The organism is Okeania sp. SIO3B5 (genome assembly GCF_010692555.1).
Taxonomy (GTDB): Bacteria; Cyanobacteriota; Cyanobacteriia; order Cyanobacteriales; family Microcoleaceae; genus Okeania.
In genome coordinates this window covers 1-23,989 of the sequence record NZ_JAAHHG010000023.1, presented here as the reverse complement: position 1 = coordinate 23,989, position 23,989 = coordinate 1, and the positions used below count along the sequence as shown (strand labels likewise).

Below are 23,989 nucleotides of genomic sequence, written 5' to 3'. Positions count from 1 at the left end.
TCGGCAGACTTTTCTGTTCCGGAATACTTTTGGAACGAGATGTTACTCAAAGGCAAACCAGAGTGCCTCAAAAAAAATTTGGGAAGATAGAGAAAGTAGGAATAATTGTTCGAGAGATTTTTCTGTTCCGGAATACTTTTAGAACGAGATGTTACTCAAAGGTAAACCAGAGTGCCTCAAAAAAAATCTGCTGAAAAATTTGGCTTAACACAGAAAGTAGGAAGAATTGTTCGAGAGATTTTTCTGTTCCGGAATACTTTTGGAACGAGATGCTACTCAAAGGTAAACCAGAGCATCTCAAAAAAAAACTGCTGAAAAATTTGGCTTAACACAGAAAGTAGGAAGAATTGGTCGGCAGACTTTTCTGTTCCGGAATACTTTTGGAACGAGATGTTACTCAAAGGCAAACCAGAGTGCCTCAAAAAAAATTTGGGAAGATAGAGAAAGTAGGAATAATTGTTCGAGAGATTTTTCTGTTCCGGAATACTTTTAGAACGAGATGTTACTCAAAGGTAAACCAGAGTGCCTCAAAAAAAATCTGCTGAAAAATTTGGCTTAACACAGAAAGTAGGAAGAATTGTTCGAGAGATTTTTCTGTTCCGGAATACTTTTGGAACGAGATGCTACTCAAAGGTAAACCAGAGCATCTCAAAAAAAAACTGCTGAAAAATTTGGCTTAACACAGAAAGTAGGAAGAATTGGTCGGGAGATTTTTCTGTTCCGGAATACTTTTGGAACGAGATGCTACTCAAAGGTAAACCAGAGCATCTCAAAAAAAAATCTGCTGAAAGCCATCTGTAGGGGGCGTTAGCGCAGCTTTGCCTTAGCAAATGTTATTCGCCCCTACTAGATATGGCGGTTCTGCGTAAGCCTTGTTAGACAAAGCAATATTTTTCCTTCTTCCTTCTTCCCTTTTCCTTCTTCCTTCTTCCTTCTTCCTTCTCAATTACAATTTAGTGCCACATTCAGAACAGAAATTATGAGAAACAGTATTTTGCGCCCCACAATTACTACAGGTAATGAACTCCACAGCTTGTTCAAGTTATTTACGAATAGGTAAACCAACCATTTGAGCATTATTCTTACCAGGCGCTATCATTGGATAACAATTCTCATCCTTAGTCACACGAGCATCCATCAACACAGGTCCATCGTGAGCCAACATTTGAGCGATCGCCTCTTTAAGCTCCTCCCGACTAGAAATCATCATACCTTTAATTCCATAAGCCTGAGCCAACATCACAAAATCAGGCATTCCCACCTCCATATTAGAAGAAGAATAGCGCTCGCCAAAAAACGCCTCTTGCCATTGACGCACCATACCCTGCCAGCCATTATTAATAATCACAGTTTTAACATTAATGCCATACTGTGCCAGAGTCCCCAACTCCTGAATATTCATTTGAACACTCGCATCACCAGCAATACAAATTACCTCGCGGTTTGGCAGTGCCACCTTCGCTCCCATAGCAGCAGGTATGCCATAACCCATAGTCCCTAAACCGGCACTAGAGATCCATTGCCGAGGTCCATTTTTCAGAAATTGAGCAGCCCACATTTGATGCTGACCAACATCAGTTGTATAGTAAGCATCTGGAGCCATTTTGCCGATTTCGTTAATTACCTCTTGAGGTGAAATACTATCTAAATGTTGGGGGGCAACTAAAGGATAATCTTGTTTCCAGCGATTAATCTTTTCCAACCAAGGCTGAGTTTGATCGGAATTAGCTAAATCTCCTATTTCTCGGCAACGACGCAGCAAGTCAATCAAAACTTGGCGTACATCTCCCACAATTGGAACATCAGGAGTCCGGTTTTTACCCACTTCTGCAGGGTCAATATCAATATGAATTACTTTAGCATGACAAGCAAATTCGTCCAATTTTCCAGTTACCCGGTCATCAAAACGGGAACCAACAGCAATTAATAAGTCACACTCACTCACCGCAAAATTAGCATAGGCAGTGCCATGCATTCCTAACATTCCTACTGATAGGGGGTGATGTTCGTTAAAAGCACCTTTACCCATCAAAGTAGTAGTTGCAGGAATATTAAAATGTTCTGCTAATTCTTGAATTTCTGCATGAGCATCTGCGGATACTGCACCACCACCTATATATAATAAAGGACGGCGTGCCTCTAGCATCAAGTTTACTGCCTGGTTAATTTGGCGAGGGTTGCCTTTGACAGTCGGACGATATCCAGTTAGTTTGATGGAACCTGGTTCCACGGGTTCATAGTCAAATTCTTCCAAACCTACATCTTTGGGTATGTCAATCAAGACTGGGCCTGGACGACCTGTACTGGCAATATGGAATGCCTCAGCAATAATTCCGGCCATATCCCTTGGGTCTCGGACAACATAAGAATGCTTAACAATTGGTAGAGTAATGCCATAAATGTCAGTTTCTTGGAAGGCGTCAGTACCAATCATTTTTCTGCCTACTTGGCCTGTAATTACTACCATGGGAATTGAGTCCATGTGAGCAGTGGCTATGCCTGTTACTAAATTTGTGGCTCCGGGACCTGATGTGGCAAAGCATACACCTACTTTACCAGTGGCACGGGCATATCCATCGGCGGCATGAGCAGCTCCTTGTTCGTGTCTGACTAGAATATGCTCTAGGTCTCCTGCTGCTTCTGAACGGTAGAGTTCGTCATAGATTGGTAATATAGCACCCCCTGGATACCCAAATATGTGTTTGACTCCATGGCGCTTGAGACTATCCATTAGTGCAAAAGCACCCGTTGCTCGTTTTAGGGTAACTTTAGTCTGTAGTTGCACAGGTAATTCCTCTCTAGATACTATTATGTATGGTTAAAAGTATAATTTTAATCAAAAATGAGACGCAATAGAAAGTCTTTTTTTACATAATTTATACAAAACTTTAAGATTTTCTAACAAGAGTAATTTTTTCGGTATTTTTGAGATTTTAGAAGGCTACTCAAAAAACTGCTGAGTGAATGTATTTTTATTCACAAATAAGGCCCACTTGGCGACGATAAAGATGTATCCTGATATAACGAGTAAACTAAAAATTTAAGTGTAAGGAGTGAGTAACTTGAAAAAAGTAGAAGCTATTATTCGGCCTTTTAAGCTGGACGAGGTAAAAATTGCTCTCGTTAATGCTGGTATCGTGGGTATGACTGTTTCTGAAGTCAGAGGTTTTGGGCGTCAGAAGGGTCAAACTGAAAGGTATCGTGGTTCTGAGTATACGGTTGAGTTTTTACAGAAGCTCAAGGTTGAAATTGTAGTTGAAGATGACCAGGTGGATATGGTTGTTGACAAAATTATTTCTGCCTCCCGTACTGGTGAGATTGGTGACGGTAAGATTTTCATTGCTCCAGTAGATAGAATTGTGAGAATTAGGACTGGGGAAAGTAATATGGAAGCAATCTAGCGTCGCTACGCGGAATTCAAAATTCAAAAGTCAAAAGTCAAAAGTCAAAAGTCAAAAGTCAAAAGTATTGATTGGTAAGACTTTGAGGATTTTGTAACTGGTTAGTTATTTCTGCCATCCTGCACGAGTTTTAGAGATAGGTTTTTTCGTGTTAGGTGATAGGTAGTTAGAAGTTACTTTAAGATTTCTGGCAAAGAAAAATTTATGATTTTTGTATTGTCATTTATTTGATTTTAAATTTGCTTAAGAGGTCTAATAATTGAAGTGTCAAAACTTTTTTATACCTAAAAACCTATCCCTACCTCTAATCTTTAAAAATATTTATTTGAGTTATATTCGTAGGTTGAATTGAGGGAATGTAGCTTAAACAAATGTAGTTTTTTTGTTGAGTGTTACTGCCGCTTAATCCAACCTACGGTATATTAATAAATACCAACATCAATGGCAGATTCTTTACTTATTTCTTTCAGACGAGCAGCATAATTTTCCAATATTTTCACTCTCTGCTCATCGGTCATCCGAACAGGTGCATATACAATTTCTGGTGCCAATACATCAAAACCAACAAACTGCAACATTCCTCTATGAATAGGGCGTAAAATTCCATTAATATCGCCGTTGAAACCTCCCTTAATATATATATCTTCTGCACCACCTGTGGTCAACGACAATAACGCCCGCTTTCCTCGAAAAACTCCTGTTTCATATATTTGACCGCCGCCATAAACGCGTCCCATAGCAAAAACACGGTCAACCCAACCTTTGAAAACTGCGGGTAAACCAAACCACCACAACGGAAATTGCCAAATCATTAGGTCACACCACTCAATTTTCTCTATTTCTGAGTCTATATCTTCGGCAAAACTATTCATTTCAGTGGCATATTTTTCTTCAAGTTGTAGTTTGAGATAATTTTGGTTTTTGACAGTTTTAAAATTTTGTCTGCTGGAAACAGGATTGAAATTCATTTCATTTGACTACTCCCCGCAGCTATTGCCGAGGGGATTCTAAGTTGATACTACGCAACACCGATAAATCCATGTTGCTCCGTTTTTTCTTAGCTGACCAAAGATATACTCTCTGGGGACAAGTCAAAGTGCCCCTACACAGTCGGCTTAAGTAGGGGCGATTCGCGAATCGCCCCTACTGCTTTGCGGCTTACTTTTGTGATTATATTTGCCGCCCCATTACAGTCTGCATTAATTAACCAATTATTACGTGCTTTATACAAACCACGCTGTCTTGATGCAGTCGCTCATGGGGGAAACCCCCAAGACCGCGCTGCATCGCTTTATTCTTTTCGGTGATGGTTTCCAATCATTGGGTTTCTCACCATAAATAGGCAGATCGTCACCATCTAAAAATGAAGCAATACTTGTATAACAATCTTTCTGTTTCTATCAATATTATTCCATATTCATTGCACAACTGAGCTATTCTTTCTTTCAGTCTAGCTGTAGGAATTGGTACAAATTCTGAATTACTTTTCTTTCCTAATTTGATTTCATTTTTCTGACCTTTATTCCAACCAAATACAATTGTACCGATCTGCCAAACTAAACAATGATTAATTACTATTCTGGCTGCTTTATTAATACCGTCACGGATTTGGCGGTTACGCTTTTCTGTAATTGCAGCTAGTTTATTTGACCAAAATCCAGTCGGTTTATTTTCTTTGATAGTTGATACTTGTTTGTTGTACCAACCCACCCCTATCCCCTCCCGGGAGGGGAACCAAAGGGGTGGGTGTTTCCCATCTACAATTAAGCTTGTATTTACATTGGATACACAGGTCAACCAATTATTTACACCATGGTCTATTCCTAATACATTTTCTTGATTTAATTGAGGTTTAACTACTATTTCTTTTTCATAGATAAATTCCCAATAAAAACATCTATTTCTCGGTAATAGCCTTAGTTCTTTGAGAGTAGAAAATTCTAGATTACTAGGCATTGGTATTAAAAAGCTATCTATTCCAAACCAGCGTTTACAGGTATTGCCTAGTGGTACTCTAATTTGATTATCTTTAAGTTTTAATGCTTGAGCCGGGTAACTAACTGTAGCCATTCCCCCTTTTTTTCTGTAGTTAGGAATCTTTGGTCTGTTTGTGATTTTACCTTCACTATAAGCTTTAATTAGACCACCCTGAAGAGCGAAATGATTCAGCTACAGTTCTCAATATTTGTTGTGCTGAAGAGCGAATGTAAAACTTTATAGTGATTGTTCTTTTTGTAGACCTTTTCTAAGTCATACTTACCCAGAGTTTTTTGAGACTTAAAATATAATTGTCTGCCATAATATATTCCCATGTTAGTGAGCTTGTGAGACTGTTCACATAAGAATGTTAAGATAGCAATTAATTCAGGATTTTTACCTACTAAAACTTGCTGGCAAGAGTACATTTGAAACGAGGGTTGGATGGCTTACCCCTGAGTAATAATAGCACAATACAACTTTCGTTGTCTAGTCTAAACGACTCGGTTGTTTTCATCCATCGGTTCAAACACGGGGGCCTTCAATGTGGCTTTTTGGTCAAATAAAATACATCGGATTAAAATCCGACTCCTCGCCTTTCATCCATTGCTTAAAAGACGATGGCTTTCATGCTCCCGTGTTATTTAGGCAAATCTGAAGTTTTTACCTCCCGATCCTAAATCTAGTAGAGTTTCACAAGCTTGACGAAACATTGCACCATTAAAACTCTGGGGTTCGGGATGCCAATACACAATTAATACTTTCATATTTTGGTTTTTCTATCCTGAGAATATTTTGAAAATTATTAGCTCTTTAGTTAATTTACCGAATAATTAAGGTAAAAATCCTTTCCTTTAAAGGAGAAACAAGAAAATATTGTCCTTTTATTCAATCCTCTTATTTTTAGGGAGAGGTAATTATCAATTATCCATTAGACATCTCCAATAATAAAAAATCAAATCAATTCTGGCACATAAATTGTCAATTCTTTCTCCCTACTCCCTACTCCCTGCTCCCTACTCCCTCATTTGGTGGAGATGTCTATTATTGAAAGTAGCTTTGATACTTTTAGTAATCAGCCAGATATAGTGATTTGTAATGTTTTTTGTTTATTATGAGAACAGTGGGAGCATCTTGCTCCCATGCCAGGTATTCCTTATTTCAAGTCTCCTGCTTTCCTAGGTCATGCTGCGCAAACAGCTAGAGGTACTGATAACTGATAACTGATAACTGAAATGACTGGAGTTTTTGGAGCGAACTACAGGGTAAAAGCAAAGAAAATATAAATATTCCTTCAAAACATATCATAAGTATAATTAATTAAGGATAAACTAGGGAAAAATTTGTTCTCCAAATGTTTATTTCTATAAGCATTCATTTTTCAAAACTGAATAAAATAATAAAGGTGGAACTTTGAATTAATTTGAATTGAAAGCTTTATTTTGATACAGTTGCTAGAGTTAGAATAGTCAAGTTAACGAACTCAGAAGTCAGATAGGGGAGCCGCCGGATTGGCGACATACAGAAGTTATTTTTGTAACGGGGATTTGAGCAACTCTCCAAAAATATTTCGCCAATCAAGGCGGGGTTTTAGACCCATATTATTTTGATAAATATGAAAATACAGAAGAATCAAAAATATAGTTATCAAGTAGGTAATTATTTAGCATCAGATCATCCCACTTATGTTAGACGCTCGGCAGATAAAGAGTTATTTAATGCTTTGAAAGCAGGTGAATATTGTTATGTATTAAGTTCTCCAAAAACGGGAAAATCAAGTTTAAAAATTAGAACAATACAACTGTTGCAAGCAGAAAATATTATCTGTATTGACTTCGATATGACTAGAGTCAACAATAAACTTTTGACTCTAGAAGAATGGTATGAGCAAATAATTTTAACTTTAGAGAAGACTTTTTTATTTCCTCGACATTTCCCTGAATTATGGTGGGAAGAAATGGCAGACCTGCCTGCGGATGAAAGATTATTTACTTTTATTGAAGAGGTGTTGCTAGTTAATACTCAAAAGGAGAAGATAGTAATTTTTATAGATGAAGTTAATGATGAGAGTGTTGTTAATTCAGGCTTTAGTAGTTTAGGAGTATTAATTGATTATTGTCTTGAGCAAAGAACAAATAATCCAAAATTTAAACGTTTAACATTTGCTTTGTTAGGAACAACTATACCCGATAATTTAATAGATAGATGTAGATATATTGAACTTAATAGTTTCAAAAAAGAAGAAGTAACTCATTTAGCACAACCATTTAAAGGCATAGTTAAACAGCCACTACAAGTTATAGAAAAAATATTATATTGGTCAGGCGGACAACCATTTTTGACACAAAAACTTTGTCAAATAGCGATTAACTATCTGGGAGAAAGAAGAGGAGAGGAAAATTATAATGAGATAGCTTTAGTTGAAGATTTAGTGGAAATTTGTATTATAGAAAACTGGGATTCACAAGACTACCCGATTCATTTCAATAAAATACAAAATCTTTTGCTGAAGAATATACAGAAATCTATAAGTCATTTAGAAATATATCAACAAATATTAAAACATGGTAGATTAAGACCGCCTGGTCAAGATAATCAAAAATTTAAAAATGATGCGATCGCTAATAATAAATGGGAAATTAAAGAATTATTGAGGTCTGGTGTAGCGAAAATAAATCATGGTTTTTTAGAAGTATACAGTCCGATATATGCAGAAATTTTTAATCAGGAATGGGTACAACAATATTTACCAACAGTAACTAATTTTGCTCCTCAAACTAATCCTCAAATATTAGAATTAAATGACCAGGAAAAAATGCCTCTAATGATACCTGATTTTTCTAATGAAGAAGGAAGAAGGAAGAAGGAAGAAGGAAGGAATAAAAAGTGGATGGGGACTCAAACCCCAACTAATTATCAATACCCTGTAGATGGTGGGATATTAAACCCAAAAGAAAAAGATAATAAAAATAATAATCCAAATGAAATTCAGGTTCAGCAACAACATGAATTAGGGGAAATAACAGCACAAAAAAATCAGAATCACATTGGAGAAGGAAGAAGGAAGAAGGAAGAAGGAAGGAAGAAAAAGTTGTTGGGATTTGAGTCCCTATCCAATTTTAAACACCCTGTAGACGGCGGGGTATTAAACCCAAAAGAAAAAGATAATAAAAATAATAATCCAAATGAAATTCAGGTTCAGCAACAACAAGAATTAGGGGAAATAACAGCACATAAAATTCAGAATAATTCCAATAATATTCAGCTTCAGTCACAACAGAAACAAGCAGATAAACCAGCACAAAAAAATCAGAATAAAGTTCAGAAAAAACAGGTAATTCGGAAAAAAGTAAAAACATCTTCAAATCAGCAGAATCAACTGAAACTAGGAGTGGCAGGTTTAGTTATAGTATCAATAACAGCAATGACAGTAGTTACTTGGGCAAGTAAACTTTTTAAAGATACACAAAATCAACTTCAAAGAGCAGAATATCAACTAGAAAAAGCACAGTATGAACTTCAAGAAGCACAAGAAGGTACAAAACTAGAACATAAAGGAATTAGTGCTTTAAGAAAATTTGAAATTGCAGAAATAGAAGCATTACTATCAGCAATGCAAGCTGGAAAAGAACTAAAAGAATTAGTTGGAGGCGATCGCCCACTTCAATATTATCCAGCTACAAGTCCCATATTTGCCCTGCAACAAATCCTCAATAATATTCACGAGAAAAATCAAATTCCCAACGTCAAAAAAATTACCATGAGTCCTGATGGCCAACTACTCGCCACAGTTAATAATGATGGTACAGCCAGAATCCTCAAATACTCAGGTCAGTCCGTAGCTCAATTAAGAGGACATCAGGGCAAAGTTTCTCACGTTAAATTTTCACCACAAGGAGAAATTTTAGCTACAGCAGGAGATGATAGTACAGTTAGAATCTGGGATTTTCAGGGTAAGCAGCAAGTAGAACTAAAAGGCCATGAAGGTCAAATTTGGCAAATTACTTTCAGTTCTGATGGTAAATATATAGCTACAGCAGGAGAAGATGGCACTGCGAGAATTTGGAATATATCAGGCAAGAAAATAGCGACTCTCAAAAAACATAAAGGTCGAATCTTAGATGTCACATTTAGTCCTGATGGTAGATATATAGCTACTGCTGGATGGGATGGGACTGCGAGAATTTGGAATCGAGCCGGGAGACAGTTGGCTAGACTCAGGGGACATAAAGGTAGCGTTGAAAAAGTAATATTTAGTCCAGATAGTCAACGTTTAGCCACTGCTGGATGGGATGGCACAATTAGAATTTGGCGACGTAGTTCCGGTAAACTACTAACCAAACTTAAGGGAGGTGAAGGCGGGGTTTGGAATGTTAGCTTTAGTCCGGATGGCAATAGTTTGGCTACAGCAGGAGAGGATGGAACAGCCTTGATATGGGATACTTCAGGCCAAGTATTATCAAAACTTCCCGGACATCAAGGAATTGTCACCAGTGTTAGTTTTAGTCCAGATGGTGAACGTTTAGCTACAGCGGGTAGTGATGGTAGTGTGAAAATTTGGAACAATAATGGTAATTTGTTAACCAATCTCAGAGGACATCAAGGCAGGGTTTGGGAGGTTAACTTTAGCGCTGATGGACAAGTATTATTAACTTTAGGAGAGGATGGTACTGGCAGAACTTGGGAACTAGAAGGTAATCACGAGGCAACACTCCAGGGAAACTCCGATATTTTTGGGTCAGTAAGTTTTAGTTCTAATAGTCAGAAGTTAGCAACAGCAGCAGTTGATGGTACTGCCCGTATTTGGGATATTTCGGGAAAACCTTTAGCTCAATTCAATGGATATCTGGGAATGTTTGGGGATATGAGTTTTAGTCCTGATGCTCAACGTCTAGCTACTGCGGGAGATAGTGGTCAGGGGAGAATTTGGAAGATTTCAGGAGAAGAGTTGATAGAGCTAAAAGGTAAAAAGGGGAGAGCAAAGCAAATTGGTTTTAGTCCTGATGGACAACGTTTAGCAACGGTGGGAGAAGATGGTGTTGCCCGCATCTGGAATAATTCTGGTCAACAGTTGGCTGAGTTAAAAGGACATAATGGTCGGGTGTTGGATGTGGTTTTTAGTCCAGATGGGCAATATATTGGTACTGCTGGAGAGGATGGTATTGCTAAAATCTGGGATAGTTCTTTTCAGCTTGTGTCAGAATTGAAAATTCTTTCTAGTTGGATCGAGAGTATGGCTTTTAGTTCATCTGGAAAGTATATAGTGACGGGAGATAGCAATGGGGTAGTGAAAATTTGGGATTTTTCGGGCAATCAAATTGCGGATCTGAAGGGCAACATAAATAGTGTGAATAATTTGACTTTTAGTGCTGATGGGGAGCAGGTGGCTAGTATGGGCAAAGATGGAATGGTAAGAATTTGGGATATTACTGGACGTCAATTAGCTCAATTTGAAAATGCTAAGGCTTTAAGTGTGGATGGTAAATATGTGGCAACTTTGGTGGATAATGATTTACAGTTGTGGCGTGTGAAAGGATTAAATGATTTGTTGAAAGGTTCTTGTGATTGGCTTCAAGATTATTTTATTACTCATCCAAAGGTGAAGGAAGATTTAGAAATTTGCGATAATTAAAGAATTTAGAATTTAGAATTTAGAATTTAGAATTTAGAATTACCTCTTCTTAATAAATTCAGGACTTACGCACAGACTCTACTGGACTGTTTCATCTTAAATGTTGCATTAGAAAATGGGGTGATGGGGGGATGGGGTGACGAAAAAAGCTAATGCACTATTTTAGGTGAAACAATCCAGTAGTAGACTGGCACAGCTAAAACTGTGCATTAGCTTTTAACTTGAAAATTCTTACTTTTGAATGCATGACTTTTGACTTTTGAATGGAATCTAATGCACCATTGTAGCTGTGTCGGTCTAGTAGTAGCGCGTCAAGCTTGAAATAGTGTTTTAGGAAAATTCTCCAAACCTTAGTCAGAGCAAGAATTATACTCAAAAGTTTAATACACCATTTTCAGCTTGACACGACAGTAGGGTGTGTTAGCGTTAGCGTAAGGCACCGAAACCCTATATGTATTATTGTCATATTGTTTAGTTAGAGCTTGCTGATTAAATCTTAAATAATTACCAGATAAAAGGTTTTAGCAGTTTTAGGTATTAAAAAAGTACATGGTTTTCAGCTCTTCATGCTCAAAAAGTTAGCATTTTTAGCGCATAGTTGGGCAAAAGAATTCTTCCCTACTCCCCTACTCCCCCGCTCCCCTACTCATTAAAAAAGACTTTTTCAGCAAAGCCTAGTTATTGTCAGTGCGTCACTCCTTATTAATTGAACTTAAAATCTACAACCTTTTTAAATTATGCTAAATCCAATACAACAATTTTCATGGCAAAAAATTCTCTCTACTTTATTGAGTTTTTTATTAGCAATATTTTTATTACTACTAATAGCTACACCTACTGCTTTAGCAAGTCTAAATGATGATAGATTTGATGGTAATATTTTTGCCCTTTATGCAGGTAATGGTTCTCTTGTTCCTGCTAGAGTAACATTAAAAGAATCTCTCAAAGGTTCTAAACCTGCTCTATTAGTCTTTTTTCTAGATGATAGTAAAGATTGTAAACAATTTTCGACTGTAGTTTCTCAACTTCAAGCATTCTATGGTCGTGCTGCTAGTTTTATTCCTGTTAATGTGGATGCTATTATTACTCCTATTACTGATGATTCTACAAAATCAGCTTATTATTATGAGGGATTTGTACCTCAAACTGTTTTAATTGATCAAGAAGGAAAAGTTGTTTTAAATGCTAAAGGTCAAGTTGCTTTTGAAAAAGTAGATGATGCTTTTCGAGAAGTTTTTGATTTATTACCTCGCTCTGAGTCTGTTGAACTTAAACGTAGAATGGTTAATGAGGTAAATGTTGAATTGAGTAATTAGATAAGCATTTCCTCCGGAATGCTGCGCAAACAGCGGTCAGCGGTCAGCTATCAGCTATTACAGCAGTTTTCTAGTGGATGAGGTACAAAGTTTTATTTCTCTAGGCAACAGGCAACAGGCAACAGGCAACAGGAAATATAGGAATAAATAAGTTTTGTAATTGTACCTCACTATCTTCAAAAGTGCTGCAATTCATTGCCTTTAACATATTTGTGTCATTGCGATCGATAGGGAAGCAATCTCAAATCCTAGTCTTTCGTACTTCATGGATAAGTCCTGATACAGCAAATTCCACTTTTATGAAGTACACCCATCGCGGGCAAGATACTATCGCGGGCAAGATATAGCAATGTGCGCTGGCATATTTACAAATTACAGGAGATGTCCAACAGCTAAAAGTCTTATATTATCAGCCTTTTATTCCCCCAGATGAGTTGTTGCTTTCCGGAGCTGTTGCCCGCGCACAGCGCTATACTATCGCGAGCAAGATACTATTGCGGGCAAGATACTATTGCGGGCAAGATGCCCGCACTACAAACATTTAATTGTTAATATTTGTAGCTAATATACACTATATCCTTCTGTTTGCTAATATTTAACCTTGCTTTCCCTCCTTTACCGAATAATTAAGGTTTAAAGCCTCTCTTTTCAAGAAGAGGTAATTGTTAATTATTAATTATTAATTATTAATTTTTTAATGCCAATGTATCCTGATTTTTTACCAAAATTAACTGAAAGTCTGACTGAACCTACGTCTATTTCTTTTGCTCAAAATATTCAGTATCAGTCAATTTCTACTCCTCTGACTTCTCAAGCAATTAATACAAGTTTTGTCTCTCAAGGTGAAGGTAATACCCCGTTTTTATTACTCCATGGTTTTGATAGTTCTATTTTTGAATATCGTCGCCTTTTGCCATTACTTGCTGCTCAAAATCAAACTTTTGCTGTTGATTTATTAGGATTTGGTTTTACAGATAGATTACCCAATTTAAAAATTAATCCACAGGCGATCGCTACTCATCTTTATTATTTTTGGAAAAGTTTGATTAACCAACCTGTTATTTTAGTAGGTGCTTCTATGGGTGGTGCTGTTGCTATTGATTTTACTCTGACTTATCCAGAAGTTGTGAAAAAATTGGTATTAATTGATAGTGCTGGAATGCAAAATAATCCAATTATTAGTAAGTTTATTTTTCCTCCACTTGACTATTTCGCCACAGAATTTTTGCGTCGCCCCCAGGTTCGAGCAAGTATTAGTCGTAGTGCTTATTTTGATAAAAGTTTTGCAACTTTAGATGCTAATATTTGTGCCAGATTACATCTAGAAATGCCTGGTTGGAATCAAGCTTTAATTTCTTTTACTAAAAGTGGTGGATATGGTAATTTCAAAAATAAATTGCCTTCTCTGCAACAGCAAACATTAATTTTGTGGGGAGAAAATGACCGGATTTTAGGTACTGGTGATGCTGGTAAATTAGAGGAAGCGATCGCTAATTCTCAACTGATTTGGATTCCTAATTGCGGTCATGTTCCTCACTTGGAAAAATCTCAGGTTACTGCTAATTATATTCTGGATTTTATTAGAGATAATGAATGATAGATTTATTAAATAATTATTCTTGATTAACTATTGCTTTTTATCAAATACTAATTAATATTTTTCAGTAATATTAGGTTTAGCTTTAATACAACCAATAAAGTAAGAAAGACTAGAAATGATTAAAAAATAGATGATAATAGGATTGTTTTTTTGACAAAGACCAATTATGATAATATAACTACCTGCTTGATATACAAGCATAATTGTAATTCATTGATAAAGGATATATGGAAAATAAATCTAATTTCACTAAAGCTGTTAAAGCCACTATTTATTTAGGTGAAATACCTCTAGATGTGTATCAGACTAATGATGGAAAGTACCATTTACATATAGAATCAGTAACAAGTGCTATAGATGAAAAAAACAGAGATCTAGAACGTTTTATTAAAGGAAAATCCGAATTTGCCTTAGATTTTAAGGGTAGTAATTTGAACAGTTTTGATAAGGTTCGGGTTGAAGGAGACGAAGTAATAATTATATCAATTCCAGTTCCTCTTGCCACTTCATACTGGCACTATCGGAGTAAAAATAGGAATAAGAAAGCTGATGCAATTGTTCAGGCGTGCATGAGGGAATCTGTCGAACGTCGTGCAGATTCAGCATTTAAAGTTCAACGAACAGAATCTGACTACAATAAAATTTTCGCTGGAAACTATGAAGAAGTTTTAGGAGAAAATAGAGAAGAGATTAAGAATAGAAGGCTACCTGGTGATGACTTATATTTACCAGTGGAAATAAATTGATATTTCTACAAAACTAACCATATATGCCAAATCAACCTTTGATTTATCCATTTCAATAACAAGTATTTTAACCAAAAATGGCATGATTTTAAGTTTGAACTAACATCTACTTTTTCAGAACACTGAAACTTTTTTTTGTCGCTTCATGGTAATTATCATTTTTGTTTGCTAAAGCCACCCAAAAACCTATATCCACAATAATTATTATTCATTTTCTCCTATTTCTTGCATCAAAATTGATTCACAGTTTTCAGCAAGATTTGGTTCAGCTTCAATACAACCAATAAAGTCAAGTTTTCTAAATTTTTCCAGATGGTTTTCAGAAGTATTCAAAAGTTGTTGATAGTAATACTCTAGAGCAGATAATAAAATTTCATCTGTGCTTTGTTTAGTTTTTTCCTTGATAAAGGCAAGTTTTTGCGCCTGTTCTTGAGTGAGTTGAGTAGCAATTTTCATTTTTTTTCGCTTTAGAATAAAGTTAAGTAAAAGTATTCCTCGCACCAAAAATTCTAAAAATCATTGATGGATAATAGGCCGATTATACTTTTGTCGCTTAAAGTATAATTTGTTTTGAGACGATTATACTTAAGTATCATTTTAGTAAATTAACTTTAATTCTGGTATTGCTGAGGGGTGGGATGAATATACAGCAGATTCCAAGTACACGAAGTACAGATATTAACAATTAAATTTTTGTAGTGCGGGCATCTTGCCCGCGATGGGTATACCTCACCAAAGTGCAATCTACTGTAAGTGGTGTGGGTATCCTGCCTACGGTGAAAATATCAGGAACGGGAACGAACGGGAACGAACGGGAATGAACGGGCCANTCAAAGCAGAATTAGAAACCTACTATGAAGATGGAATATTAGTTTTTCAAGCTGAATCAATAGGTAATACAGAAATAATCATTGATGAACTGAGAACAGAAAGAATTAATGAATTAACATCGTGGTCATTTCAGTTATCAGCTATCAGTTATCAGTCCTAAATGTGACCCTGTAATTTAAACAACAGCAAACTCAGTTAATTTACGAGTTTCTAGATCGTGGAAAGCTAAAACAATATCCTTTTTGGATACATTTTTCCTTAATAATTCAGTAGCAATTCCTGCCTCCGTCCAATCTTCCTCAATATAAATCTTCTCATTTTTAATCCGAATATGAACTTGAATATTTCTGATTTTTTTCTTCCCTTCCCAACCCATAAATAGCCAAAAATATTGATCGTGTATCTCATCAAAAACCAGACAACTTTCTCGGTCCAAATTGGCTGAACCTGAAACCCATTCGTGATATTCAGTTAATATATTTTTAATATAATTACGATATTTATCTAATTTTTCCATTGTAAAATTTCCTCCTGTTTCATATAAACAACAATCAAAAGTAATTGATTGATTTTGGTAATATCTTGAATTGAATCACGTTGAAAAAAGTTTTCGTAAATACTGTCTTTAATTGCTAGATAAATTTGATATTCTGGTTCGGTTATTTCAGTTATCAGTTATCAGTTATCAGTACCTCTAGTTGTTTGCGCAGTATAAGCAAGGAAAGCAAAGTGAATTGAAATATGGAATATGCTCTTTTTTTATACCCTTAAAAGGGGAGGCGCATACCCACAATTTTTCGGTAAGATTAATTAAATTTCGATATAAAATATATTGTCCTAAAGCCATTTCAAAATCTCTCATTGCTGAGGCGCTTAAAAAACTTTTAATTTGTAAGTATTCAGCATTCAGCACTTCCCTGCGGGATGCTACGCAAACAGCTATTGCTTTTTACCGAATTATTAATTATTAAATAATTCTGGTTTAAAGCCTCCCCCTTTTAAGGGGAAAAAAAAGAAATAATATCTCCTTATCTTCAATCAAGAGCGGTTTTAACCAGAGGTAATTATCAATTATCCATTATCCATTATCCATTAATGAATTAGCTAGTTAGTGTTAATTGTTCTTAGTATTTACTTCTCTGTAGGGATGTTGCATACAACATCCCTACCCACTCCCCCACTCCCCCACTCCCCCACTCCCCTACTCCCTACTCCCCTACTCCCTACTCCCTACTCCCTAAAAAGCGATCGCCTCTAAAATTAACAACCCTAAATCTTTATATAAACCTTGATTTTGCTGAGGACAACTATGTTGAGTTAAACAGCGGGGACAACCATATTCACAATCACAATTTTTGGCTAATTCTGTTGCCTTTCTTGCAAACTTCAACAATTGATTAAAAATTGCTTCGCTCGCCCCATTTCCACCATCACAAGTATCAAAAAAATAACCTACAGTTTCTCCTGCCTTTACCTTCACAAACCATTGCACATCCTGACTCGAACTTAACACTACTAGAGGCACAGCAAACATTAGTTGATGCCCCATACTATGTAAGGCAATAAAATCTGAACTACAACTCCATAATTTTTTGAACTTATCTGGAATTGTGTCTTTATACTTCTGTTTTATTTTCTCCTGAATTTGTCTAATATTTTCCTCTATAACATTGTTAAAAACATGATTTATCTCTACCTTCACAACTGGAGCTTGATATTGAGTTTGATAGGGGGGAGTGAAGCTACCTTTATCTAAATTTATTCTAACAATTTCACCTTTTTTCGTATATTCAGTAGTAAACAAATCATATCCTGTTACTAAAGAAGTAATTTCTCCCCAGATTAAACTTAATCTCAATCGAGCGTGTGGAATATTCGTTTGAATTATTTGGGGTTTTGCTAATTGCTGAATTTCTTGAATAACTAACTCAGTTTTTGGTTTGCTTTCTAAATTACAATCTTTGCCTAAAGGTTTTAAAATTGCTTGTTTTTTATCTAAGTCGAGATTCTCTGAACGATAAAAATTTAACTCACTGTCATAATTTTGGGCAAAATAAATTGCCCCTGGAAATACTTCTTTATGTGCCAGACTCATTTGCATTTTTTCAAAACTTTTTCCAGTATCAATATTGATTAACTCCACATCATTTTGAGCATGACCGCGAATATTAATATTCCGATGAGGAAAACCATATCCCCAAAGTTCAGAAGAGTTAGTAATATAGATTTTTTCCTGTTTTAATAAGCTATCGGCAATTACTCCAGAGACTTCTCCAAAACGTTCTGTTATTTCATTCAAAGGTACGCCACTTTCCACACAACTACATTCTAAATGTTTACCCAAAATAGTCGGATAATTTGGATTAAAAGCAGCACTTTCCACCTCACCATTTAATAATAAATCTGGTTGATTTCCATAAAAGTTATCCAAGGGGTTTTGAGCTACTGGTAAAAACATCACCAACCCAGCATTTCTACGTCCTGCTCTACCAATTCTTTGCCCCCATGACATTAAACTACCTGGATAACCACGCACCAAACAACAGTCAAGTCCTGGTAAATCAATTCCTGCTTCTAATGCAGAAGTAGAAAGAATAACTTTTATTATCCCAGCTTCTAATTTTTGGATAATATCCTGTCGTCTCTTAAGCTGCAAAGAACCATAAAAAATTGCCACTTTGTCTGCCAAATAACTCTCACCATTCTTATCAGCTATTCTCTTAATTATGCCCAAGAGTTTTTTAACAGCTCCCCGGGAATTACAAAATACTATCCCACTTAAGTCGTGGCGTAACCAAGACAGAATTATTTGACAAGCATCGGGGTTAGCAGTGTCGCTAGGTTCCAGAAATAAAATTGTTCTACCAGCACTATCAGCACCACTTTTTGAGATTAGATGAAGTCTGTCTGGTTCATGAGAGCGATCGCTAAATCTCATTGCCATTTCTGCGGGGTTGCCAATAGTAGCTGAACTAAAAATAAATTGTAATTTTTCTGAACTTCCTCCTACTCGATCTACTACCATTTTTAATCTGCGCATTAGGTTGGCAAAATGAGCGCCAAAAGCTCCTCTATAAGTATGAGATTCATCTATAACTACATAGCGGAGTTGTTGAAAAAATTTGCGCCATCCTTCTCCATCTTTGCTTCTAATTCTATATAGTTGATAGTGTAATAAATCTGGACTTACTCCTAATATATTGGGTGGGTTAGGAATAAATAATTTTTTCCTTTGTTTTGAGGATATGTCACCTGTTATTAATCCAACTTTCACAGCATTTTCGGGAAAATATGAGACCATTTTTTCTAGCTTTTGCATCTGGTCTAATGCTAATGCTTTGAGAGGAAAAATATATAATGCTGTGGTCTGAGGTTGTTGGAGACATGATTCTAAAATGGCAAGGTTATAACAGAGAGTTTTGCCAGAAGCTGTGGGGGTAAAAATACAAATATCTAATCCTTTTCGTAGGGCGTTTAATGATTCAATTTGATGTTCATAGAGTTCTGTAATATTTTGTAAAATGAGAGAACTTTTGAGAGTAATTGGTAAATCTTCTGGCAAAGGATAAAGTTTTCCTGGAGTTGGTGGAGTATTATCTATCCCTACTAATTTATCTTTAAATTCTTGGGCTATTGTTTGAAATACTGGTCGAGGAATAGCTGCTATTTCTGCTGAAGTAATTTTGGATTTTTCTGGCTGTTTTAAATTTTGATTATCAGAATTTATATTATCTCTAGGATTAATTTTTTTCTGATTAATTGCTATTTGCCAATCAGGAAAATGTACTGGGGTGGGATTTTCTATAAAGTCTACAATTAAACGTTTACCTAATACTGCTGTAATTTGACCTATTCCATGTTCGGGAGAATATATTTTCGCACCAATTTTTAACCATTCTGGAGGTAATGGTAATTGATTTTCTGCCGCTCGGAGAATAGCAGCATAGTCTGTCGGTTTATCTGTCATATCATGTCCGGTTGAACAGTTATAAATAAACGATGAAGGAGTCAGGAGTCAGGAGTCAGGAGTCAGGAGGGAAGAAAGAAGAAGAAAGTTTTTTTTATCACTAATTATTCGCACATGATATCATATAACAATTCCCAAAAAGAGTGAGGTACAAAATTTGTTGGTTCTAGGGAACAGGGAACAGGCAACAGGGAACAGAAGACAAATAAAGAACGGAGACACGGGGACGCGGTGACACGGTGACACGGTGACACGGTGACACCCTATTTCCGCATCTCTGTGTCTTCTAATAACCCACTCTCCGTGTCTCCCCCTCTCCGTGTCTCCGTGTCCTCAATAACCCCCTCCCCATCTCCCCATCTCCGTATGTCTGTGGCAAAATCCTTGTGTGCCATTCCTCCTAAAAATCATCATCTAAAGTTTCAATTAATAAATTCATTTTTTCTTGACTTTGAGTGAGAAAAACTTCACATTTTTGCAAGTCTGTCACAGCAAGAGAAAACTTTTCAAAGACTTCCTCTAATGTTAACTCCCCTGATTCAATTTCAGCAATAACCTCTTCAATATTAACCACAGTTTCCTCATAATCAAATTCCATTTATTTACTCCAGACTCTCAGATTCAAAAATATCCATAATTTTAACCTTTACCTTACCACTATTTAGCTGAATTATCAATTCTTGGCCAGTTGTTAAATCTGCCGTTGAATTTACTAACTTACCATTATTTTTTTGCACAACTGCATAACCTCTAGATAAAACCGCTTTGGGGTCAAGTGCTGCTAACTTTTGCCCTAACATCTGACATTTAACAGTTGCTTTGTCTAAAGTTCTGGAAGTTTGAGGAATATTTTTTAAACGATTTTTCAGAGACTTTAAATTTGCATTTTCTTCATTAAACTTAGTTCTCAAAGCATCAATAATTCTTTCAACTCTTTGACAATGCTCGACATAAAGTTGATTTTTTTCTGGCACAACTTTTTCCGCTGCAGCAGTAGGAGTATGAGCCGAATAATCTGCCACTAAATCTGCTAAAGTTTCATCTCTTTGATGACCAATACCCGCAATAATTGGAATTCCACAATCAGCAATAACTCGGACAACTCTTTCATCATTAAAACAGGATAAATCTTCTACTGCTCCACCACCTCTAGCTAAAATTATTACTTCCGCACGTCCGTCTAATTCTACTTTTTTTATAGCTTCAACTATGGCAGGAGAAGCAAACTCTCCTTGTACAAAAGTTGGCGATAATAATATTTTTACCAGAGGATAACGTTGTTTAATTGTCCGTTGAATATCCCCCCAAGCAGCAGCAGTATCCGAGGTGACTACAGCAATTATTTGAGGAAACTTAGGAAGCGATAGCTTATTTTCTCGATCGAATAAACCTTCTGTTTCTAGACGGGAACGAAGTTGTAAATAACGGATATTTTGTATTCCTTCCCCGGCAAGAGAGACAGTATTAACTATTAATTTATAGTCGCCTCTAGGAGGATAGAGACTGATTCTACCTGTGACAATTATTTGTTCTCCTCTTTTAGGTTGATGATGAATATTTTTGAGAGTATTTCTCCAAATAGCACAGGGAATAGAGGCAGAATTATCTGGTTCAGAAAGAGTGAAATATAAATTTCCTGAATTTAGCTTGGCACTAGAGACTTCTCCGATAACTGATATTTGTTGAAGTTGGTAATCTTCTTCTAAAATGTCTTTGATATAAAAAGTAATTCCTGCAACTGATAGAGGTGATTCTTCTATGAACTGTTCGGGAATATTTGCAGTCATTGATAATAGTTGGTTTGGGTTAGTTATTGTGGGTAAAGCTTACAATAAATTAATCCTAAAAGTCAAAAAATTAAGTAGGGTGTGTAAAAGCATTATTAGTATTTTTCAGAATTTATATTCCTGTAGCCATAACACATCGTTAGAATAGAATAGTGCAACAAGCGTAGGTTGGGTTGACGTAGGAAACCCAACAACAATTACTACTGGATTATTGAACAAATAGGCGAGCGCTATTAATTGACAGTAAAAAACAGGCAAGGGCTATTAATTGACAGCAAAAAGGAGGAAAATATCAGGAACGGGCAAGATGCCCATTCCACATTTTTTTAGGATAATCCTACCAAACTAAAATCCGCATTAATGGGCAATTCAAACCAGTTTTTTTCCGATAGTCTTTTTGAGAAAAACATTACTTCCAAATTTTCAATTTCATTTGTTTCCGGGTTGAAACGAGCAACAACTCCATCGTCAATTTCTGTTGATTCTTGTTCTGGATATGGAGTGCATTTATTAATATAAAAAATATCTCCAATCCGGTCATATTCAAAAGTTAATTTCGAGTCCATATAACTTCTCCTTGAGTGATTTTGGGGATAAAGAAGAAAGAAGGAAGAAGGAAGAAGAAAGAAGGAAAGTACATGAATCTATAGATCGATACCTTATGGGTTTTGGTCTTATCTGTTTACGCAGTATTCCGTTAGGAAACTGTATTGAGTCATAAATGACGCTTTGGTTGGCATTATTATTTTACTCAAACGTTATAGTTTTGTCAGAGCGATCGCTCTAAGAATGAAAATATTATTCGTTTGGCTTTTGGAATTATAATATAGTAGTAGTTAATAATGTGATATTTATATGGATGCTGAGGAACTTTTGAAGCGTTACGAGAGTGGAGAGAGAAATTTTAGGAGCGTTAATTTGAGTGGTGCTGACTTGTGCAATGCCAACTTGTATGGTGCTAACTTGAATAATACCGAGTTGAGTTGTGCCAACTTAAATGAAGCCACCTTATTCTTTGCAAGCTTGAGTGATGCAAACTTGAGTAGTGCAAGCTTGGTACGGGCAAACTTGAATTGTGCCGAGTTGAGTTGTGCCAACTTGAGCAATGGTGACTTGTGTAGTGCTGAGTTGAATTGTGCCGAGTTGAGTTGTGCCAATTTGAGTGATGCTGAGTTACTTTGTGCCGATCTGGTGCGCGTTAATTTAAGTAGTGCCAACTTAAGTAACACCAAACTAGCTCGCGCTTCTTTATGGAAGGCCAATCTAACAAAATCAAACCTCCAAAATGCCAACTTAACTGAAATCAACCTAGTTGGTGCAAACCTCGCAGAAGCAGACTTAACTAACGCCAATTTAACTAATGCAAACCTAGCTGAGGCAAACCTCACAGAAGCAGACTTAACAAATGCTGATTTAACCAATGCCAACTTAGCTGGTGCAGATTTAACAAAAGCCAGATTAGATAATGCTAATATTACAGGAACTATTCTTGATTCCTTACCATTAAATAACGGCAGATTTAAAAGTATAAAAATAGACGATATTATCACATGGGAACATCTCAGTTTTCGTTCTCAATCAGAAGTGAAAATAGCAGAAGAACTCGACAAAAGAAACTTACTTTTTTTTCCCAATAGCGCTGCCCGTCTCACTACAAAAAAAGGGCGTGAAAATAAAGAACCAGATTTCCTAATCTGCTATAAAACCACCAAAGGATTTAAGTGGGCAATTCTCGAAGTTGATGGTTTATATCATACACCTGAAAGACGAGTAGAAGAGCAAGAAAGAGAAAGGGACTTTGAGCGGAATGGTGTAAGAATTTATCGGTTTGACTCCAAAAAATGTTACAGAGAACCCAATAAAGTTGTGGATGAATTTTTAGAGCTGTTAGAAAATCAAAATTAATATCTATCTAACAACATCATGTCCGGTTGAACAGTTATAAATAAGGGAGTAGGGAGTAGGGAGTAGGGAGAATAAAAAGATTTGTACTGCAAGTGACAGTTTTGGTTTTTTTCCAGATCGCTCTTATCCGGACATGATATAACTAGCTGTTGGAATTATCATATCGTAGCAGTTAATAATGTGAGGTTTGGTATGAATACTGAAGAAATTTTGAAGCGTTACAAGAGTAGGGAAGTGGAGATGGGGAAAATAGAGAAATTAAATAGTGCAGAATGGCGGAAATAACTGGTTACAAAATCCTAAAAGCCTTACCAATCAATACTTATGACTTCTGAATTCTGACTTCCGCGTAGCGGCAATAGCTTGTTAGAAGATAGCTTTTTTCATCATCAATTAAACATATTTGATGTTACATACATTATAAATCGGAGTTAGTAGCAACAAGACTTTAATTGTCAAATTCAATACATCAGGTTTACGATCTTAATAAATTAGTTATTCAACTTTTTTATTGATTTTTTTCTTGAAAAAAGTCCAGCCAAACCGACTCCTAACAAACTAATAATTAAAGAAGGTTCAGGAACATCTTTAATAGGAGTACCAGGTTCTGAGGTGGGTTCTGGTTCTGGTGCTAGGATAGGTTCTGGGATAGGTTCTAGGATAGGTTCTGGGGCAGGTTCTGAGGTGGGTTCTAGGATAGGTTCTGGTACTGGGATAGGTGCTGGAATAGGTTCTAGGATAGGTTCTGGGGCAGGTTCTGAGGTGGGTTCTGGTTCTGGGGTAGGTTCTGGTGCTGGGATAGGTTCTGGTTCTGGGATAGGTTCTGG

21 protein-coding genes and 1 pseudogene are annotated in these 23,989 nt (G+C 36.2%); 6 read left to right on the top strand and 16 right to left on the bottom strand.

Annotated features, from left to right (window positions below; genetic code table 11):
* Positions 1-946 precede the first annotated feature (946 nt).
* Positions 947-2,785: pseudogene (gene ilvB, locus F6K54_RS05120) on the bottom strand (biosynthetic-type acetolactate synthase large subunit).
* Between the two features lie 277 nt (positions 2,786-3,062).
* On the opposite strand from ilvB, the gene F6K54_RS05115 reads away from it, so the two are divergent.
* Complete coding sequence (locus F6K54_RS05115; RefSeq protein ID WP_293075395.1) at positions 3,063-3,401, top strand: P-II family nitrogen regulator; 339 nt, start codon at positions 3,063-3,065, stop codon at positions 3,399-3,401.
* A 422-nt stretch (positions 3,402-3,823) separates the two neighbouring features.
* Here F6K54_RS05115 and F6K54_RS05110 read toward each other — a convergent pair whose 3' ends face one another.
* From F6K54_RS05110 to F6K54_RS05095, 4 genes are all read right to left on the bottom strand, one after another.
* Positions 3,824-4,369, bottom strand: coding sequence for an NAD(P)H-dependent oxidoreductase (locus tag F6K54_RS05110; RefSeq protein WP_293075277.1), 546 nt, complete (start codon positions 4,367-4,369; stop codon positions 3,824-3,826).
* A 382-nt stretch (positions 4,370-4,751) separates the two neighbouring features.
* Positions 4,752-5,471, bottom strand: a complete 720-nt coding sequence (locus F6K54_RS05105) for a transposase (RefSeq protein WP_293075275.1) — start codon at positions 5,469-5,471, stop codon at positions 4,752-4,754.
* A 95-nt stretch (positions 5,472-5,566) separates the two neighbouring features.
* Entirely contained in the window at positions 5,567-5,806 is a 240-nt protein-coding gene (locus tag F6K54_RS05100) for a hypothetical protein (RefSeq protein WP_293075273.1), read from the bottom strand.
* Positions 5,807-6,022: 216 nt separating this feature from the next.
* Complete coding sequence (locus F6K54_RS05095) at positions 6,023-6,145, bottom strand: NAD(P)H-dependent oxidoreductase (protein ID WP_293075271.1); 123 nt, start codon at positions 6,143-6,145, stop codon at positions 6,023-6,025.
* 848 nt (positions 6,146-6,993) lie between these two features.
* Here F6K54_RS05095 and F6K54_RS05090 point away from each other — a divergent pair.
* The 3 genes from F6K54_RS05090 to F6K54_RS05080 all read left to right on the top strand — a co-directional run bounded on the left by F6K54_RS05090 (position 6,994) and on the right by F6K54_RS05080 (position 13,923).
* Positions 6,994-11,010 carry an AAA-like domain-containing protein gene (locus tag F6K54_RS05090; protein ID WP_293075269.1) on the top strand — a complete coding sequence of 1,339 codons (4,017 nt, stop codon included), beginning with the start codon at positions 6,994-6,996 and terminating at the stop codon, positions 11,008-11,010.
* A gap of 737 nt (positions 11,011-11,747) precedes the next feature.
* On the top strand, positions 11,748-12,326 hold the full coding sequence (locus tag F6K54_RS05085) for a thylakoid membrane photosystem I accumulation factor (protein WP_293075267.1): 579 nt from the start codon (positions 11,748-11,750) through the stop codon (positions 12,324-12,326).
* Between the two features lie 703 nt (positions 12,327-13,029).
* Positions 13,030-13,923, top strand: coding sequence for an alpha/beta fold hydrolase (locus F6K54_RS05080; protein ID WP_293075393.1), 894 nt, complete (start codon positions 13,030-13,032; stop codon positions 13,921-13,923).
* A 54-nt stretch (positions 13,924-13,977) separates the two neighbouring features.
* Here F6K54_RS05080 and F6K54_RS05075 read toward each other — a convergent pair whose 3' ends face one another.
* Entirely contained in the window at positions 13,978-14,127 is a 150-nt protein-coding gene (locus tag F6K54_RS05075; RefSeq protein ID WP_293075265.1) for a hypothetical protein, read from the bottom strand.
* A 26-nt stretch (positions 14,128-14,153) separates the two neighbouring features.
* On the opposite strand from F6K54_RS05075, the gene F6K54_RS05070 reads away from it, so the two are divergent.
* Positions 14,154-14,672: a hypothetical protein gene (locus tag F6K54_RS05070; protein WP_293075263.1), complete on the top strand. Its 519-nt coding sequence runs from the start codon at positions 14,154-14,156 to the stop codon at positions 14,670-14,672.
* 204 nt (positions 14,673-14,876) lie between these two features.
* Here the strand turns inward: F6K54_RS05070 and F6K54_RS05065 are convergent, their stop codons facing one another.
* From F6K54_RS05065 to F6K54_RS05030, 9 genes are all read right to left on the bottom strand, one after another.
* Complete coding sequence (locus tag F6K54_RS05065; RefSeq protein ID WP_293075261.1) at positions 14,877-15,128, bottom strand: hypothetical protein; 252 nt, start codon at positions 15,126-15,128, stop codon at positions 14,877-14,879.
* 550 nt (positions 15,129-15,678) lie between these two features.
* Entirely contained in the window at positions 15,679-16,020 is a 342-nt protein-coding gene (locus F6K54_RS05060; RefSeq protein WP_293075259.1) for a XisI protein, read from the bottom strand.
* On the bottom strand, positions 16,008-16,166 hold the full coding sequence (locus F6K54_RS42695; RefSeq protein ID WP_366558062.1) for an element excision factor XisH family protein: 159 nt from the start codon (positions 16,164-16,166) through the stop codon (positions 16,008-16,010). Before F6K54_RS42695 ends, F6K54_RS05060 begins: the two co-directional genes overlap by 13 nt.
* A gap of 31 nt (positions 16,167-16,197) precedes the next feature.
* A complete protein-coding gene (locus tag F6K54_RS05055) occupies positions 16,198-16,416 on the bottom strand; it encodes an element excision factor XisH family protein (RefSeq protein WP_293075257.1) in 219 nt (72 codons plus the stop codon).
* Between the two features lie 324 nt (positions 16,417-16,740).
* Complete coding sequence (locus F6K54_RS05050) at positions 16,741-19,470, bottom strand: DEAD/DEAH box helicase (RefSeq protein ID WP_293075255.1); 2,730 nt, start codon at positions 19,468-19,470, stop codon at positions 16,741-16,743.
* Between the two features lie 263 nt (positions 19,471-19,733).
* Positions 19,734-19,865, bottom strand: coding sequence for a hypothetical protein (locus F6K54_RS05045; RefSeq protein WP_293075253.1), 132 nt, complete (start codon positions 19,863-19,865; stop codon positions 19,734-19,736).
* Positions 19,866-19,870: 5 nt separating this feature from the next.
* Complete coding sequence (gene xseB / locus F6K54_RS05040) at positions 19,871-20,068, bottom strand: exodeoxyribonuclease VII small subunit (protein ID WP_293075251.1); 198 nt, start codon at positions 20,066-20,068, stop codon at positions 19,871-19,873.
* A gap of 4 nt (positions 20,069-20,072) precedes the next feature.
* The gene (gene xseA, locus F6K54_RS05035; RefSeq protein ID WP_293075249.1) at positions 20,073-21,257 is read right to left on the bottom strand and encodes an exodeoxyribonuclease VII large subunit; all 1,185 of its coding nucleotides are present in this window, start codon (positions 21,255-21,257) and stop codon (positions 20,073-20,075) included.
* Between the two features lie 326 nt (positions 21,258-21,583).
* A complete protein-coding gene (locus F6K54_RS05030; RefSeq protein ID WP_293075247.1) occupies positions 21,584-21,823 on the bottom strand; it encodes a DUF2283 domain-containing protein in 240 nt (79 codons plus the stop codon).
* 307 nt (positions 21,824-22,130) lie between these two features.
* Here F6K54_RS05030 and F6K54_RS05025 point away from each other — a divergent pair, with 307 nt between their 5' ends.
* Positions 22,131-23,162 (top strand): pentapeptide repeat-containing protein, encoded by a 1,032-nt coding sequence (locus F6K54_RS05025; RefSeq protein ID WP_293075245.1) that lies wholly within the window; start codon positions 22,131-22,133, stop codon positions 23,160-23,162.
* Positions 23,163-23,653: 491 nt separating this feature from the next.
* Here the strand turns inward: F6K54_RS05025 and F6K54_RS05020 are convergent.
* Positions 23,654-23,989 (bottom strand): PEP-CTERM sorting domain-containing protein (locus F6K54_RS05020; protein WP_293075243.1); only part of this gene is annotated, 336 nt, incomplete at its 5' end.

Bases quoted from the DNA above. Each gene is read 5' to 3' on its own strand.
- F6K54_RS05110 (WP_293075277.1), bottom strand. From the start codon at position 4,369: ATGAATTTCAATCCTGTTTCCAGCAGACAAAATTTTAAAACTGTCAAA.
- F6K54_RS05105 (WP_293075275.1), bottom strand. From the start codon at position 5,471: ATGGCTACAGTTAGTTACCCGGCTCAAGCATTAAAACTTAAAGATAAT.
- F6K54_RS05100 (WP_293075273.1), bottom strand. From the start codon at position 5,806: ATGTACTCTTGCCAGCAAGTTTTAGTAGGTAAAAATCCTGAATTAATT.
- F6K54_RS05095 (WP_293075271.1), bottom strand. From the start codon at position 6,145: ATGAAAGTATTAATTGTGTATTGGCATCCCGAACCCCAGAGTTTTAAT.
- F6K54_RS05090 (WP_293075269.1), top strand. From the start codon at position 6,994: ATGAAAATACAGAAGAATCAAAAATATAGTTATCAAGTAGGTAATTAT.
- F6K54_RS05085 (WP_293075267.1), top strand. From the start codon at position 11,748: ATGCTAAATCCAATACAACAATTTTCATGGCAAAAAATTCTCTCTACT.
- F6K54_RS05080 (WP_293075393.1), top strand. From the start codon at position 13,030: ATGTATCCTGATTTTTTACCAAAATTAACTGAAAGTCTGACTGAACCT.
- F6K54_RS05075 (WP_293075265.1), bottom strand. From the start codon at position 14,127: ATGCTTGTATATCAAGCAGGTAGTTATATTATCATAATTGGTCTTTGT.
- F6K54_RS05070 (WP_293075263.1), top strand. From the start codon at position 14,154: ATGGAAAATAAATCTAATTTCACTAAAGCTGTTAAAGCCACTATTTAT.
- F6K54_RS05065 (WP_293075261.1), bottom strand. From the start codon at position 15,128: ATGAAAATTGCTACTCAACTCACTCAAGAACAGGCGCAAAAACTTGCC.
- F6K54_RS05060 (WP_293075259.1), bottom strand. From the start codon at position 16,020: ATGGAAAAATTAGATAAATATCGTAATTATATTAAAAATATATTAACT.
- F6K54_RS05050 (WP_293075255.1), bottom strand. From the start codon at position 19,470: ATGACAGATAAACCGACAGACTATGCTGCTATTCTCCGAGCGGCAGAA.
- F6K54_RS05045 (WP_293075253.1), bottom strand. From the start codon at position 19,865: ATGGCACACAAGGATTTTGCCACAGACATACGGAGATGGGGAGATGGG.
- xseB (WP_293075251.1), bottom strand. From the start codon at position 20,068: ATGGAATTTGATTATGAGGAAACTGTGGTTAATATTGAAGAGGTTATT.
- xseA (WP_293075249.1), bottom strand. From the start codon at position 21,257: ATGACTGCAAATATTCCCGAACAGTTCATAGAAGAATCACCTCTATCA.
- F6K54_RS05030 (WP_293075247.1), bottom strand. From the start codon at position 21,823: ATGGACTCGAAATTAACTTTTGAATATGACCGGATTGGAGATATTTTT.